The organism is Algoriphagus sp. (genome assembly GCF_039969895.1).
Lineage (GTDB): Bacteria > Bacteroidota > Bacteroidia > Cytophagales > Cyclobacteriaceae > Algoriphagus.
Genome location: NZ_JBDVMZ010000021.1, coordinates 565574 through 581885, shown reverse-complemented (window position 1 = coordinate 581885; position 16312 = coordinate 565574). Strand labels below are relative to the sequence as shown.

Annotated in this window: 10 protein-coding genes; 4 read left to right on the top strand and 6 right to left on the bottom strand. The window is 43.7% G+C overall.

Annotation, left to right across the window (positions count from 1 at the left end; genetic code table 11):
• The first annotated feature begins 657 nt into the window (after positions 1–657).
• A complete protein-coding gene (gene tnpA / locus ABJH64_RS17125; RefSeq protein ID WP_348273898.1) occupies positions 658–1104 on the top strand; it encodes an IS200/IS605 family transposase in 447 nt (148 codons plus the stop codon).
• 1166 nt (positions 1105–2270) lie between these two features.
• On the opposite strand, the gene ABJH64_RS17120 is transcribed toward tnpA, so the two are convergent.
• The 3 genes from ABJH64_RS17120 to ABJH64_RS17110 form a co-directional block, all read right to left on the bottom strand.
• Positions 2271–4631, bottom strand: coding sequence for an ABC transporter permease (locus ABJH64_RS17120; RefSeq protein WP_348273899.1), 2361 nt, complete (start codon positions 4629–4631; stop codon positions 2271–2273).
• Between the two features lie 177 nt (positions 4632–4808).
• Positions 4809–5504: an ABC transporter ATP-binding protein gene (locus ABJH64_RS17115; protein ID WP_348299039.1), complete on the bottom strand. Its 696-nt coding sequence runs from the start codon at positions 5502–5504 to the stop codon at positions 4809–4811.
• A gap of 242 nt (positions 5505–5746) precedes the next feature.
• Positions 5747–6994, bottom strand: coding sequence for an efflux RND transporter periplasmic adaptor subunit (locus ABJH64_RS17110; RefSeq protein ID WP_348299041.1), 1248 nt, complete (start codon positions 6992–6994; stop codon positions 5747–5749).
• Positions 6995–7324: 330 nt separating this feature from the next.
• Here ABJH64_RS17110 and ABJH64_RS17105 point away from each other — a divergent pair, with 330 nt between their 5' ends.
• Positions 7325–8713, top strand: coding sequence for a sigma-54 dependent transcriptional regulator (locus ABJH64_RS17105; protein ID WP_348277146.1), 1389 nt, complete (start codon positions 7325–7327; stop codon positions 8711–8713).
• Positions 8703–10055 carry an ATP-binding protein gene (locus tag ABJH64_RS17100; RefSeq protein WP_348277147.1) on the top strand — a complete coding sequence of 451 codons (1353 nt, stop codon included), beginning with the start codon at positions 8703–8705 and terminating at the stop codon, positions 10053–10055. Before ABJH64_RS17105 ends, ABJH64_RS17100 begins: the two co-directional genes overlap by 11 nt.
• A 177-nt stretch (positions 10056–10232) precedes the next feature.
• Here ABJH64_RS17100 and ABJH64_RS17095 read toward each other — a convergent pair whose 3' ends face one another.
• From ABJH64_RS17095 to fahA, 3 genes are all read right to left on the bottom strand, one after another.
• Positions 10233–10628, bottom strand: coding sequence for an STAS/SEC14 domain-containing protein (locus ABJH64_RS17095; RefSeq protein ID WP_348277149.1), 396 nt, complete (start codon positions 10626–10628; stop codon positions 10233–10235).
• Positions 10629–11026: 398 nt separating this feature from the next.
• Positions 11027–12532, bottom strand: a complete 1506-nt coding sequence (locus ABJH64_RS17090; protein WP_348277150.1) for a hypothetical protein — start codon at positions 12530–12532, stop codon at positions 11027–11029.
• Between the two features lie 269 nt (positions 12533–12801).
• Entirely contained in the window at positions 12802–14070 is a 1269-nt protein-coding gene (gene fahA / locus ABJH64_RS17085) for a fumarylacetoacetase (protein ID WP_348277151.1), read from the bottom strand.
• Positions 14071–14407: 337 nt separating this feature from the next.
• On the opposite strand from fahA, the gene ABJH64_RS17080 reads away from it, so the two are divergent.
• The gene (locus ABJH64_RS17080) at positions 14408–16294 is read left to right on the top strand and encodes a CocE/NonD family hydrolase (RefSeq protein WP_348277152.1); all 1887 of its coding nucleotides are present in this window, start codon (positions 14408–14410) and stop codon (positions 16292–16294) included.
• The last annotated feature ends 18 nt before the right edge of the window (positions 16295–16312 follow it).

The window sequence follows — 16312 nt, the reverse complement described above, 5'->3', positions numbered from 1 at the left end:
AACTACACCTATTTATTTTCTATAAGCTGTAATTCTTCAATAGTTCCACCCCTTCGGGGTTACCATGTCAAATAATCCATCTTCTACCCACGGGTTGCACCCGCGGTTATGAAAAGTTGAACCACTTCGTGGTCATCATATCAAACAAATAATGCCAACATTGATCGATGCTTCAATAGAATGATCCTGAAAGGATCGAACCATGAATAGCCATGGGTGAAACCCATGGAAAACAACCAACAAACAATCCCACCTCCCCTCGACTGGGAGTAGAATGTTTGCCAAATCGTAGATTGTATCCACGCTTTTCTATTTTGGGAATTTGTAATTTCATTTTCCAAAAGTTGCACCCCTTCGGGGTTACCAGGTCAAATAATCCATCTTCTATCCACGGGTTGCACCCGCGGTTATGAAAAGTTGAACCACTTCGTGGTCATCATATGAAACAAATAATGCCAACATTGATCGATGCTTCAATATAATGATCCTGAAAGGATCGAACCATGAATAGCCATGGGTGAAACCCATGGACAGATACAATACCGGATGTACACGCGACCCCAAAGGGTGTCGAACTTTTTACATAACACCCATTGTCAATACCACCCAAATTCCCGAAATTCCTATATCCTATTTTTACACTAAAACCGGTTTTTTATGAGCACTCACACCCAGCTTATGTACCACATCGTTTATTCCACCAAACACCGGGAACCCACACTTATCAAGGACGACAGACGCAGACTTTTTGCCTACATCCACCAGCTCCTCACCAACAAAAATTGTCACCTATATCGGATCAATGGCGTGGAAGATCACCTACATATTCTAACCCATATCCATCCGACGATTGCGATTGCCTCATTAGTTAAGGATATCAAATTGGCCTGTGATGATTTCATTGATAGGGAGGAGATTTTCCCGAAATTCAAAGGTTGGCAAGATGGCTATGGTGCATTTACAGAATCCATTAAAAGCAAAGATGTTTTGATAGCGTACATTAAAAATCAGGAGACTCACCACAGAAAAATCACCTTCATTGAGGAATTTAAAACATTGCTAGAAGAACATGAGATCAAATTTGATCCTAAATATATGTTGTGAGGTAAGCCTTTAGCTTATGTTCAACCCCTTCGGGGTTGCCATTTCTACTCTAATTCCGGCTATCCACGGGTTGCACCCGCGGCTATTCAAGATTTGACCACTTCGTGGTCTTGGGATTGATGAGATAAATTATACTGTAGAAATCATCCTAAAATGTCTGCCGACTGTGGTGCGGATCTATTCTTTCAATAACCTTTCTATAAAAATGATCCTGAAAGGATCAAACCTCTCAATAGCCATGGGTGAAACCCATGGACAGATAAAATATCGGATGTACACGCGACCCCAAAGGGTGTCGAACTTTTTACATAATACCCATTGCCAATACCACCCAAATTCCTCGACTAGATGCAGTTTGTAACTACACCTTTTTATTTTCTATAAGCTGTAATTCTTCAATAGTTCCACCCCGAAGGGGTTGGTATATACTATCTGTACTCCACTTAATCCACGGGTTGCACCCGCGGCTATTCAAGATTTGACCACTTCGTGGTCATGATTTTTATCTATTCTATCTATAATTTTGAAGATTCAGAATTCTGATCCTGAAAGGATCGAACCATGAATAGCCATGGGTGCAACCCATGGAAAACAACCAACAAACAATCCCACCTCCCCTCTACTGGGAGTAGAATGTTTGCCTAAGCGTAGATTGTATCTACGCTTTTCTATTTTTTCGAATTTGTAATTTCATTTTCCAAAAGTTCCACCCCTTCGGGGTTACCATTTCAAATAATCCATCTTCTATCCACGGGTTGCACCCGCGGTTATGAAAAGTTGAACCACTTCGTGGTCATCATATGAAACAAATAATGCCAACATGGATCGATGCTTCAATAGAATGATCCTGAAAGGATCGAACCATGAATAGCCATGGGTGAAACCCATGACCGAAATAACACCACGATACCCCACGACCCTGTCTGCGACAGGCAGGCCTGAAAGGGTCCAACGATATCCTATTACTATTCTTGATTATCAATTTATGCTGCTTCTGGAGAAGCAGCATAACTGGGATCACTCGTTAATTGGATCGTTTGCAAACCCGAAGCAATCTGTTCTCATTTTAGAGATTGCTTCGATCTTGTATTTATTCTAATAAGATCAACCTCAGTGTAAGATCTCGCAATGACGTTACCATACCGCGAAGCCAATCTTCCAATCCCCTACTCGCTCTTCAGCGAATTCACCGGATTATCAGATGCCGCTTTAAAGGCCTGTACTCCCACTGTCAGCACTGCGATCATCACTAGCAGTATTCCAGATCCAGCAAAAATCCACCAGCTGAGGCTCGTCTGATAGGCATAAGTTTGCAACCAATTTTTAGCAAAATACCAAGCCAAGGGCACGGCGATAATGATAGAAATTAAGATGAGTTGCACGAAATCCTTTGACACCAAAGTCAGAATACTAAACGTGGTGGCTCCCATTACTTTGCGCACGCCAATCTCCTTTTTGCGCTTTTCGGCTGTGAAAGCAGCCAATCCAAACAGGCCTAAGCAGGACAAGAAAATGGCCATTACACCGAAGTATTTTGCCAGCTTGGACACGCGCTGCTCGGAGGCATAAAGGGTCTGATAGTCGGCATCCATGAAAGAATAATCCATAGGCTGAGCCGTTTGCTTGATGAACAGCTCGTCTAAGGAAGCCAAAGTTTGCTGTTGATTTTGGGCATCAATTCTCACCATTATTTTTTGGGCGAAGCCCGGTTCATATCTCAAAAAAGCCGGCTTTACGGTCTCTTTCAAGGACTCAAAATTAAAATCCCTGATCACTCCGATCACTTCCATATCATCTCCCCACAGGTTGACGATTTGGCCGACTGGATCTTCAAAACCAATTGTTTTCACGGCGGCTTCATTCAAGATCAATTTGGTGCTATCCGATCCAAACTCTGGAGAAAAAGCCCTCCCGTCAACCAACTCAAAACCCATTGTTTCGATCAACTCCATGTTGACAGCTACATTTTCAAATTTCACTTGCTCGTCAGGATTTTTACCTTCCCAGGTCAGACCAATCGTCGAGCTGTTCAACCCAATCAATGGATGACTCAAGCTAGCCGCATTTTCCACTCCGGGAGATTTTCTGAGTTCCGCTAAAAAAGAATTCAATTGACTAGGACCTACACCCGAAGCATTGATCTGAACCAAATGACTTTGATTGTAGCCTAGGTTTTGATTTTGGATAAAAGCCATCTGCTTGCCGATCACGGAGATCCCAATAATGAGCAATAGAGAAATCGCAAATTGAAAAACCACTAGGCCTTTTCGCGCTAGCAACTCCCCAAAACTTCCCTTGACAGTAGATTTCATCACCTGAACAGGTTTGAACTTAGAGAGGTACACGGCAGGATAAATCCCTGCCAAAAAGCTTGTCAGCAACCAGATTCCCACCAAAATCAGAAGCAGTTCAGGCTGGAAGGACATGCTTAGCGTTTTGGATGTGACCTGATTGAAAAATGGCTGAAGTGCATAAGTCGCAAGGATCGCAAGCACCAAAGCAAAAAACGTCAGCAAGAGCGACTCTACCATAAACTGCCCGAAAAGTCCTCCTCTGCTTGCTCCCATGGATTTTTTCACCCCGATCTCCTTCAATCGACTCATCGATCTGGCGGTGGTCAGATTCATAAAATTGATACAGGCAATGATCAAAATAAAAAGTGCAATAGCTGAAAACAGCTTCACATAGCTAATTCTTCCACCTGCGATTTTTCCATCTTCATAGGTACCATAGAGATAGGTATCACCATAGGCCTGCACAAATGGAGTTACGTTACTGCTTTCCTCTTTTCCCTTAATAAAGCCAGCGATCTGCTCATTGAAAGCTTCCACATCCGTATCAGGTCGGAGTAGCACATAAGCTGATGCATTGTAATTATCCCAGTGATTTCCCTCGCCTAGCATCTGCTTGAAGTAAGAAAAAGACAGGAAGTAGTCTGGCTTATCCACTTCCCTCGAGCCAAAATCCTGGTAAACTCCCGTGATCTCTACCTCATTGGTAAAGTCGAAGACCTGCCATTTTACGGATTTCCCCAAAGCCTCTTTCGCTGAGCCAAATAGCTTGGTAGCCAAAGTCTCAGAAATCGCCAAGCTATTAATTCCAGTCATGACTTGGCTAGGATTTCCCTCCACAAAATCTACATCGAAAATATCGAAGTACGCTTGATCGACAAAAAGCCCTGCACCAGTCATCTTCGTGTGTTCATTTGCAAAAGTTACTCCCTCGATAAAATTCGAGGCTCCCGCAGCTAATTCTACCTGTGGTAGTTCAGCTTTCATGGCTTCCGCCATATCGCCCGGTGTGATGCCTATGGTAACTATCCCTCCGCTGTTGTCATGGTTGGTCATCACGGCATAGATCCGATCGATTTTCTCGTGATTGCGACTGATACTCAGCTCATCCCTGACCCATAGCATAATCAAAATTACCGTGGTCAGCCCTATCGCCAAACCAAACAAGTTGATGGCGAAGATCTTCTTGAACTTCATAAAACTGCGGAAAGCGAGGGTGAGTTGGTGGCGGAGCATGATTTTTTGTCGTTAGTTGGTAGTTGTTGGTTACGTCATTGAGAGACGAGGCACGAGGCGAAGCAATCTATCCAAGAATATTTACTTGAAGAGGACTGGGAAAAAAGTTAGTAGATCGTCATTGCTAGGAACGAAGCAATCTCTTTTTAACAGACTGCTTCGTTCCTCGCAGTTACGTTACACATGAAACTGCTCCCGGATATTCTCAGTCACCACTTTACCATCGAACAAATTGATGATTCGGTGGGCGTAGTTTGCATCATGAGGGGAGTGCGTTACCATGACGATCGTCGTTCCTTCGTTATTGAGTTCTTCCAAAAGACGCATCACCTCTTCCCCATTGGTAGAATCCAGGTTACCCGTAGGTTCATCGGCAAGGATCACTGAAGGCTTGGCTACGATCGCTCTGGCAATAGCTACACGCTGCTGCTGACCGCCGGAAAGTTGCTGAGGAAAGTGATTTCTTCTATGCATAATATTCATGCGGGAAAGCACCTCTTCTACTCGGGTTTTGCGCTCATCAGCTGCGATTTTCAGGTAAAGCAAGGGTAGCTCGACATTTTCGAAGACCGTAAGTTCATCGATTAGATTGAAGCTCTGGAACACAAAGCCGATGTTCCCTTTTCTCAATGAAGAGCGCTGTCTTTCAGAGAATTTGGCCACTTCATGATCAAGGAAGTGATATTCCCCATCGTCAGGATTATCCAAAAGGCCTAGGATGTTCAAAAGCGTGGATTTCCCACAGCCCGATGGCCCCATGATGGCGACAAATTCACCTTTTTTGATCTCGATCTGGATGCTATCCAAAGCTGTTGTCTCTACCTCTTCGGTAGCGTACATTTTGCGGAGATTGACTGTTTTGATTACGTTCATTTTTTTGTTGTCGGATGTAAGATGATGCTCAGCGCTTAATCTTAATGATTTATAATTTCTTGATATTTGATAATCATATTTACAGATAAATGTCTTTTCACGTCATTGCGAGGGGTTTTCTAAGGTTAAATTAAAGTATATCTATTCAACCCCGAAGCAATCTGTTCTTGAAGACAAAGAGATTGCTTCGCTCGTTCCTCACTCGCAATGACGAACTTCATTAAACTCTCTTCCGTCTTAAATCACCTCAACTCCAGCACCTCATTCTTCCCAAAGTTCTCGTACCCTGAGATGATGACTTTTTCACCTTCGACTAGTCCTTCGAGCACTTCGTAGTATTCAGGATTCTTGTTGCCCAGTCTGATAGTTCGCTTTTCGGCATTACCGGAAGAGTTGAGTACAAATACCCAGTTTCCTCCGGTATCCTTGAAGAATCCGCCTGTTGGCAAAAGCAAACTCTGCTCACTGTCACTCAACTGCAATCTGATCCTCACACTTTGACCTCTTCGGATTCCCTGAGGACTTTCACCAGTAAACCTCATATCTACCTCAAATCGTCCACTGGTGATCGTAGGATAGATTTTCGTAATTTCCAGTTCGTGATCCACGCCACTCAAGGTGAACTTGCCTCGCAGTCCGCGCCCGATTCTCGGGAGATACAATTCGTCGATTGGCACACGCACCTTGAATTCATCCTGCACATCGATCTGCCCATAGCGCTCGCCTGAGTTGATCGCCTGCCCCACTTCGATTTGTTCCATCGCCAACTGGCCCGCTATCGGCGCTTTGATTACCAGATTATTCAAGATCTGCCCTACGCCATTTAGCGAAGCATTCATTCTACTTTCTGACTGGCGAAGCTGCGCTAACTGGTAGGATCTGGCGATGGAATCACTTTTATAAGACTTATAAGTCAATTCCTTTCTTTTCAGGTTGTATTCGTACTGCTCGGCTACTTCCTCGAATTCACGGTCAGAAACGAGTTTCTTCTCATGAAGCTCCTTGAATCTTTTGTACTGAGGCTCCAGCAAACTGATCTGATAATCTATCTCAGCGAGTTGTCCCTGCTGACTCAAGTCATTTTGGTCCAGGAAAAGTCGTGTCTGACGAAGATTGTTGATCTGCTCGTAAAGCATCGTTTCGCGCTGCATCACGTCGAGTTGCAGGTTGGAATTGGCCATAATCAGGATCGTATCACCCACTTCCACCACAGCCCCGGATTCACGCACGATCTCAGCAACCATCCCGCCTTCTACCGCATCGAGGAAAAAAGTCTGTGCAGGTTCGATCTGCCCTGAGACCAATATATAATCGGTAAATTCTCCCTTTGAAACTGTCGCGATACTCAACCTGTCTTTCTCCACATTCATCGTGGAGCGATGATCTGCAAATCCGATTTGGTAAACAATCCCTGCGACCAAAATCACTCCGCCGACTATCCACGCGATTCGTTTAGGGGTCCAGGTTTTCTTAGCTATTTTTCTATCCATTGTGTGTAAATGCCATTTTCGGGCTATCCCCAGTATGCCAAATGGTATGCCATGCAAAAAATCACCTGTAGAGGCTAGTTTCGTTGATTTGGGAAAATATGGAAGTCAACCTCGCGAACATTTTCGTCCGCAAGCGAACAAAAGGATTCAAAGTCGAATAATTTTTCCCTACCTTAAAACCCATATCCTAGCTTCAAAAACATGCCCATACCGTCCGAAATCAAACGTTTTCTAGCAAATTCCCACTCGTATTTATTTCGGTATGCTTTTGGAACAAGAGGCCGGAGCAAGCAGGATATTTTTCCAAGCTTTTACTAACACCTATTCACTATGAGCGAGCAGCGATCAGGCAAAATTCTAATTGTAGATGACAACGAAGACCTACTAAAGGCAGCCAAAATTTTCCTAAAGCGGCATTTTTCCCAGGTCGATACAGAGACCAATCCTGACCTACTCCCCATCCTTACGCACAATGAATCGTACGACGTGATCTTGCTGGATATGAACTTTACCAAAGATGTAAGTTCGGGACAGGAAGGTTTCTATTGGCTTGATCGTATTTTGGAACTTGATCCTTCGGCAGTGGTCGTTTTGATCACGGCTTATGGCGATGTGAATCTGGCGGTGAAAGCGATCAAGGAAGGGGCAACTGACTTTGTGCTGAAGCCTTGGGAAAACGAACGCTTGCTGGCTACGCTGAATTCTGCCTTGCAGCTTCGCAAAAAGAAAATGGAAGTGGATCTGCTCCGGGATCAAAAGCAAACTTTGCAGCAGGACATTGACAGCAAGTTTAAAGATATTATAGGGCAAAGCGAGTCCATGCAAAAGGTGTTTGAAACCATCGAGCGCGTGGCGGTCACCGATGCGAATGTGTTGATTTTGGGGGAAAATGGTACGGGGAAAGAATTGATTGCTCGGGCGATTCATAGAAATTCACGAAGAAATCGAGAGGCTTTTGTAGGAGTGGATCTAGGTTCTATTACCCAAACGCTTTTTGAATCAGAGCTTTTTGGACACAAAAAAGGAGCCTTCACCGATGCCAAAGAAGATCGGGCCGGGCGATTTGAGCAGGCGAACAAGGGAACTCTATTTTTGGACGAAATCGGAAATGTGCCTATGACGCTTCAATCCAAGCTTTTGGCAGCACTACAAAACCGCCAAGTCACGCGAGTCGGAGCAAACAAGCCAGTGGATGTGAATATCCGCCTGATCTCCGCGACCAACATGCCTATTCATTCCATGGTGTATGAAAATGGCTTCCGCCAGGATTTGCTATATCGTATCAACACCATAGAAATTCAACTGCCCCCACTTCGGGAGCGAGTAGAGGATATTCCACTTTTGGCTGATCACTTCATTTCTTTTTATTCCAAAAAATACAACAAAGACATTCGAAAAGCATCTGATCCACTCGTGAAGCGCATGACCAAATACCACTGGCCTGGTAATATCCGTGAACTTCAGCACAGCATCGAGCGAGCCGTGATCATGTCAAATCATAATGTACTGCAACCTGAGGATCTCTTCTTGCAGAAAATGACTCAGCCCGAGCGTCAGGATGAATCTGTAAGTTTGGAGCATCTGAACATCGAGGATGTGGAGCGTATTTTGATCAGGAAAGCCCTCCAAAAGCACAATGGACACATCACCCGAGCAGCGGAGGAACTTGGGCTGACTCGATCTTCACTTTACCGCAGACTGGAAAAATATGGTTTATAAGCGGTTCTCCTTCGGCGTTGGCCTGAGGATTTTTGGGATCATCTTGAATATCTACCTTGCCCTCTGGCTATATTACAGCCAGGACCTTTGGCTCGCGCCGGGGATTTTGGGTTTGGTCGCCCTACTTCAGGTTGGTGAGATGATTTATTATGTCAATTCGATCAACCACAAGCTGGCGAGATTTCTAGACTCTATCCGCTATGCTGATTTTTCAAGCTCGTTCACCTCGGATAGTAAAATGGGCAACTCCTTTCGGGAAGTAAATACCTCTTTCAACGAAGTGATGGAAGTGTTTAAACAAACCCGCGCGGAAAAGGAAGAGCAAATGCTTTTTCTCCAAGTCATCATTCAGCACATCAATACAGGGATTATTTCCTTCAATGACGCCGGAAAAATCGGGGTGATCAACAATGCCGCCAAGCATTTGCTTCAGATCCCACAGTTCCGGGACATCACGGATCTGGGGAGGCTTTCACCAAAACTTCTGGAGGATGTACTAGAAATGAAACCCGGCCAGAGAATTTCCAAAAGGGTAAATCCATCGCTTCATTTGATCATACAATCCACTTCTCTCAAAATGGGTGGACAAAGCTGGACCTTACTTTCTCTGCAAAACATCAACGCAGAACTTCAATCCAACGAACTGGAGGCCTGGCAAAATCTGACAAAAGTACTTCGCCATGAAATCATGAATTCCATCACGCCTATTTCCAGTTTGGTGGAGTCACTTCGCACCATTCTCGATGAAGACAGCTACGTGCAGCAGGAGGGTTTTTTGATCAAAAAAGACGGCTTCATGGACATGCAGGAAGGCTTGGACACCATCGCCAATCGTAGCAAGGGGTTAGTGAATTTTGTAAATGCTTACCGTGATTACACGAATATTCCAGCTCCGAAAAAGGTAACTCTACCCGTAAGCCAGCTCTTCGAGAATGTCCTTAACTTGATGAAGGAGGACTTGAAAGTAGCAGAGGTGAAGATAGAAACGAAGATTCATCCAGCAGATTTACAGATTCACTGCGACCCGGATCAGATCACGATGATCCTGATCAATTTGGTGAAAAACGCTTCAGAATCTCTACAAAATCAAGCGGATCGCGTCATTGGGCTTTCGTCCATGGGACAGGGTGATTTGGGTTTGATGATACAAGTGGAAGATTCAGGTCCGGGAATTATTCCTGAAGCATTGGAGCGGATTTTTGTTCCTTTTTATACTACCAAAAAGACCGGCAGTGGAATAGGGCTGGCTATCTCCCGACAGATTATGAATCTGCACAATGGAAGTCTTCAGGTGATATCCATCCCGAATGAGCGCACGGTTTTCACGATGAATTTTAGGTGAAAGCGATTTAACCGCAGAGCGCAGGGAGGACACGCAGAGGTCACAACTTGTATTTCCCGTTGTCCTGCTTCGCTCGTTGTCCTGCTTCGCTGGTTGTCCTGCTTCTCCAGAAGCTGGACTTAGAAGAGAATAAAATCTTCCCGTTTTCCTGCACTCTAGTAGCTGGACAAGGACGAATTAAGACCCCAACCATTTTTCTGCTTGTTTTTGATCTTTTAGTGTGAATGCTCTCAGCTCACTTTTAGGCACTACATAATTCAACGAGGAAACCACTTTTCTCAACCAAAAAATATCCGTGACTATCGCGTACTTGGCTAGCTTAGGTAGCATTTTCAGATCTCCTAGTAGCGCATTTTTCAACGCTTCGAGACTGCTATAACCTTTGAAAGCAGTCACTATAGCCAATACTTTAAAAGTTGATGATGAAGAAAGCTGGTTTCTTGCTGCTTGCAACTGACGCATATCGTTGCTCGTGATTTTACCATCGATCACATAGGTTATCAGGCCTTTATCTTTAGAATAGTTTATTTCCATGCAGGGAATCAACATCAAATCTGGTGGTTTTGATTTCAATTACAGGAATTAGATTCTCAAAATTGATCAAGATGACTATTCGCTTTTTTTCCAGTAAGAAGTCATATTCAATAGATGAATTGGCAAACTCTAAAATTGATGTCGCTTCGGTCATCGGTTTTCCAACCTGATGATTATAGAAAATAGGGATACTGTCATACTTCCGTATAACCATTTTAATCTAACCTACTCCGCTTTCAAAATTGAAGCTGGGTTTACCTTCATCACTTTCCAAATTTGAATAGCAGACGTCACTGAGATCACTAGAAGTAAGATCACCAAGCCTCAACCTATTTCTAACATGCCGACTTTCAGGCACTGGCAAGATTGAGGATAAGCATATAAACAAAAAAACCACTCCTAACTAGAAGTGGCTTTCAGAGATAGACCATTTACTTTTATCCAATTAAGAGCGTCACATTTCGATGCGTACTATTGCGTCCCACCCAGGAATAGCCATTGGTGGTGCGGGCGGATACCGCCACGATAAAACTGTAAGCACAGGATTGGGCTGGTCGCCAGTTTCCAGATGCAGGGATCAGTTTATTGACAAATCCCGCCCAATTCGCCTTATCAGTACTGTACTCTTCATAATGAATACGTGAGGACAACCCATCCCCATAGGTGGCATAGAAGTTAACATCCCGAAGATTCCCTTCTGGGTCATTAGCAGTAATTCGGAAATTCAACCCATCAGGAGCAGCTCCAATTGTCTCTATTGCACAGGCAGACACCTCACTTCTTCCATGCTTCACACTTTCTATGATGGCGGAAGGAACGTGATTATCTATGAAAAGTGTAATTACTTGCGAGTCGAGTTCCGTGTAGCTTGTACCTATGAAAAAGGTGACTTTCACGCTATACATGCCAGGTAATAAACCTGAAGTAGGAAATTGAATCAGCAAATCATCAATAGAGTAATCTACTGCCAGATCCGCCAACTGATAGTATCCGTAAGAATTAGGAGCAAATGACTCCAAAGCATACGTTGAGCCATTCCATCGGTAATTCGACCAATTGCTGAACAGTTTAACAAAAGATCCTCCATCGGGACCTGCTATTTCCACCTTATATTTCCTGTTCCCTGCATTCCACAATTCCTGCATTTTTGTCCGGTTACCAATCAAATTCAAGGTCCCTCCAAACGCAGCATTTTGTACAAAATGATAATAACCGGCATCAGTCGTAGCACGGCCAGAGGAATTAGAAATTTTGGTAGTTGGGATCAAGCCCACACTGCCGACCAGAGGTCCGAGATCTTTCGCAGGGATAGTTGGTTTTCTACTTAAGATCAGTTGTCTCAGTTTGGTGAAATCCTTATAGAAATCACCAGGAAAGTCGGTAGTAAATCCTGGGTTACTAGATTTAACTCTGAAGCCAAAGTAAGTGAATGCTGTACTTAGAGGCCAATAAAGAGCTACATTGATCTCACTGAGTTCTATCCTAAATTTCCACATTCGATGAGATACATCTGAATTTGGGCTAGTACCAAACTCCTGAACTACCCCTGAAGTGGATGGATCGGAGAGTAAACCAGTCCAAGAGCCAGGTCCCAGGTACTTTTGCCTACCCAATTTATTTGGCTGACCTGGATAGAGCCCATAGTTGACATCTACTCCAGAAGTAATCGCTCGATCTCGGGTATTGTCAAATGTCAACCAGAAGTAATCATTGGTCTCGGAATCGTTGCCCGTATCAGCGACCACATCGAGCATGAGGTAGAGGTACCTTGCATCGTTTTTGGCCAAAACATAGCCTCGGGAGAATTTGAGACTGCCTGCTCCCTCCCAGTCTCCCTCTGTCACTGGTTTGTTAATGTCCACAGGATTTACTGCCCATTCGCTTCGGAGTGGAAGGGCAAAAATGATAGGACTAGTAATGGATAAATTTCTAAGCTTCGCCATCTTTTTTTAAGAATTAAGGTTTAGGAAAAAGGAAAATTGGCCTCCTAAAAAATGAGACCTAATTGAAAATCAACATCCCGGTCCATTTGTGAAACGGATCATAAACTATCGGGAACCCATGAATATCCCAAGCCAAAAAAAACAATCTAACCAATTGATATTCAACGCATAATAAAATTACTAAAAGCAATTAATAATGCGAGAAAAAAAAGCACAAAAAAACCCTGACTTGCACTAAGTCAGGGTTTTATATTAGTATTTATTGCAAATTATTTAGCTGGAAGCACTTTGGCTCTAACCTCTCCAAAGCCTACTCTCACTCCATCTTTCTCAGCAAATCCCTTCATAATCACTGTATCTCCATCCTCGATAAAAGTTCGTTCTACGCCAGAATCAAGTTTTACAGAATTTTTCCCATTCCATGATAGCTCCAACATGGACCCAAATGAATCAGGCTCTTGACCTGAGATCGTACCCGAAGCCATCATATCCCCTACGTTTATATTACATCCATTCACCGTATGATGAGCGAGCTGCTGTGCCACGTTCCAGTACATATTCTTAAAGTTGGAAGTACAGACTTTGCTGCTCTTGCCATCCTCAGGTTGAATGTAGGTCTCTAGTTGAATATCAAAACTGTGGGATTTATCACATTTCAAATAACTCAATACTTCCGGGTCTTGGACTGGGCTTTCTACTTTGAATTGCTCCAAAGCTTCCAGCGTCACCACCCATGGAGAGATGGATGAAGCAAAGCTTTTCCCCAAAAACGGACCTAGGGGAACGTACTCCCAGGCCTGAATATCCCGTGCTGACCAATCGTTGAACAACACAAAACCAAAAATATAATCTTCAGCATCTGCAGTAGAAACAGAATCTCCTAGCTTGGTGGATTTGCCTGTGATAAAGGCAAGCTCCAATTCAAAATCCAGCTTTTTACTTGGTCCAAAAACCGGTGAACCTGTCTCTGGATCTTTCATTTGGCCTTTTGGCCGGGTGATCGGTACACCAGATGGTATAATCGAAGAGGCTCTGCCATGGTATCCCACCGGCAAATGTTTCCAGTTGGGAAGCAAGGCATTCTCAGGATCACGGAACATTTTGCCCACGTTAGTAGCATGTTCCTTGCTGCTGTAGAAGTCTGTGTAATCACCGATTTTCACCGGCATTAGCATAGTAGCTTCTTTTCTGTTCAGCATCACTTTTCCTCTGGCTGAATGGTCTCTAAGCTTTTCATTATCGGCCAAAAGTAGGTCTTGAACTCGCTCTCTGATTTTTTTGGTGGTGACTTTACCAAGACCAATCAACTCATTAAGCGATTCGTTGAGAAATACTCCCTCCGGCAAAAACATATCCGAAAAGAATCCTTCTTGATCCAGAATACTCAAATCTACGATCTTATCTCCTATCGCAATTCCCACACGTGGACTCAGTTTTTTATTCTGAAAAATCCCGAAGGGCAGATTATAAATTGTAAAATCTGAATTTTTTGATACTTCCACCCAGGTAGTCAGGGTGTTGGCTGTGGTGTTACTCATGAGTAAAAATCGATGTGACCGCAAATTTAGCTTTTATGTACGAAATGAAAAGGGTAAAAAGCGAAGGATTTTGATTTCAACCTCCCTCCCAGCACATAAGTCTTTGGCTACTTGCTTTTTGGGGCAGGAGATCTAAATTTCAATTCTACCAGGCATGATTTCATCTAAGCAGCCTTTCAAATCTTCAAGAAATGCCCTTTTTTATCCTAACAATTGCAAATACTCCTATTTATGCTCTCGCTCTTTATCTCAACCACAATATCAACCAATCATCATTTTTATCCACTTGCATTGATTCTGTTTGTTAACTTAGAATCGAATTGAAATCTTCTATCCTATGAAAAATCTTTACACATACTACCTGACTCTCCTCCTGGTCATGGTCGTTTCTTTTTCCTATTCACAGGAAAAAAGCATCATCGACCAGCTGGATGAAGTTGCGATCGTTGACCAAAAAGTCATGATGCCCATGCGTGATGGCGTGCGACTGGCTACGGATATTTATCGCCCAAAAGGCGATGGAAAATACCCGATCGTTTTTTCCAGAACTCCCTATAATTTCAACACTTGGGGAAATGGTGAAATGAACACCCGTACCATGCAAACTGCACTCGACTGGGTAAAAAAAGGCTATGCCTACGTGGTTCAAAATGAAAGAGGCCGGTATTTCTCTGAAGGAGACTGGGACATTTTAGGCGTTCCGTTGACGGATGGGTATGACGCTTTTGATTGGATGGCCAAGCAGTCATGGAGTAATGGAAAAATAGGAACCTTGGGTTGCTCCTCTACTGCGGAGTGGCAAATGGCAGTGGCATCTCTGGATCATCCGGCTTTGGGCGCTTTAGTTCCTCAGGGGTATGGTGCAGGTGTAGGTAAAATCGGTGACTTCTGGGAGCAAGGCAATTGGTACAGAGGTGGTGCCGGTCAGATGCTTTTCACGAACTGGCTTTACGGTGTTCAACATGACCCAATGGCTCCAAAGTTATCCCCAGACATCAGCCAGAAAGACTTGCTTAGACTTCAGCGCTTCTACGACATGTCTCCAGAATACCCTAGAATTGACTCCAAAGAGGCTTTAGCACATCTACCTATTCAGGATATCATCAGAAATCAAAATGGTCCGATGGGGATTTACGAAGAAATGATTACTCGCAAGCCTAATGATCCGAAGTGGTTCAATGGTGGCTTGTATCATGACAAGCAACCCTTTGACAAGCCAAGCTTTTGGTTCGTCTCTTGGTTTGATGTATCTGCCGGACCAAACATCGCGCTGTTCAATCATGCCAGACAAAATGCAGTCTCTCAGCTAGCGAGAGACAATCAATACTTGGTGATCGCACCTGTGATGCATTGCTCATTCACCAGAGCATCAGAAAACACCATGGTAGGTGACCTAAATGTCGGCGATGCACGACTGAACTATGACGAGATCATCACGGCGTGGTTTGATGTGTGGTTAAAAGGCGAAAAATCTGAAGTGATGGAGAATATGCCACGCGTTCAGTACTATACGATGGGATCAAATAAATGGCAAACTTCCGATGTGTGGCCACCAGCTGAGGCTGTGATGACTACGATGTACTTAGACTCAGAAGGCAAGGCAAATACCCTGAATGGCAATGGAACTTTAACCACCAAAAAGCCTAAGAAAGACAATCCTGATACATTCAAATACGACCCAATGAATCCTGTGGACTCTTATGGAGGCAACGTTTGCTGTACAGGTAACGCCATTAATGGTGGCGGGGGATCTAAAGATCAGTCTGAGATGGAGAAAAGAGAAGACATTTTGGTTTACACTACAGATGTACTAGAAGAAGGAATCGAAGTTTCAGGCTTCATTGAATCCTACCTATACCTCTCTTCTGATGCAAAAGACACTGATGTCACGATCAAATTGATTGACGTTTACCCTGATGGAAAAGCCTACAACCTAGATGAAACAATTCAGCGTGTTCGCTACCGGGAAGGCTACGAAAAGGAAGTTTGGATGGAAGATGGCGAGGTCTATGAAGTCAAGATGACTCCTATGAGCACCTCCAACTACTTTGCTAAGGGGCATAGAATCCGAATAGAAGTAAGTAGCTCCAACTTTCCACGATTTGACAGAAACATGAATACTGGCGGAAACACCTACGATGAGACTGAAGGAATCATCGCAACTAACTCAATTCATCATGGTGGAAAGCATCTAAGTAGAATCATTTTACCTATTGTGAAATAATTTTGCCTTAGGCCGACA

What these genes read in the sequence shown, in the direction of transcription:
- ABJH64_RS17090 (WP_348277150.1), bottom strand. Translation starts at nt 12,532, where the DNA reads ATGGCGAAGCTTAGAAATTTATCCATTACTAGTCCTATCATTTTTGCC.
- tnpA (WP_348273898.1), top strand. Translation starts at nt 658, where the DNA reads ATGAGCACTCACACCCAGCTTATGTACCACATCGTTTATTCCACCAAA.
- ABJH64_RS17120 (WP_348273899.1), bottom strand. Translation starts at nt 4,631, where the DNA reads ATGCTCCGCCACCAACTCACCCTCGCTTTCCGCAGTTTTATGAAGTTC.
- ABJH64_RS17100 (WP_348277147.1), top strand. Translation starts at nt 8,703, where the DNA reads ATGGTTTATAAGCGGTTCTCCTTCGGCGTTGGCCTGAGGATTTTTGGG.
- ABJH64_RS17105 (WP_348277146.1), top strand. Translation starts at nt 7,325, where the DNA reads ATGAGCGAGCAGCGATCAGGCAAAATTCTAATTGTAGATGACAACGAA.
- ABJH64_RS17115 (WP_348299039.1), bottom strand. Translation starts at nt 5,504, where the DNA reads ATGAACGTAATCAAAACAGTCAATCTCCGCAAAATGTACGCTACCGAA.
- ABJH64_RS17080 (WP_348277152.1), top strand. Translation starts at nt 14,408, where the DNA reads ATGAAAAATCTTTACACATACTACCTGACTCTCCTCCTGGTCATGGTC.
- fahA (WP_348277151.1), bottom strand. Translation starts at nt 14,070, where the DNA reads ATGAGTAACACCACAGCCAACACCCTGACTACCTGGGTGGAAGTATCA.
- ABJH64_RS17110 (WP_348299041.1), bottom strand. Translation starts at nt 6,994, where the DNA reads ATGGATAGAAAAATAGCTAAGAAAACCTGGACCCCTAAACGAATCGCG.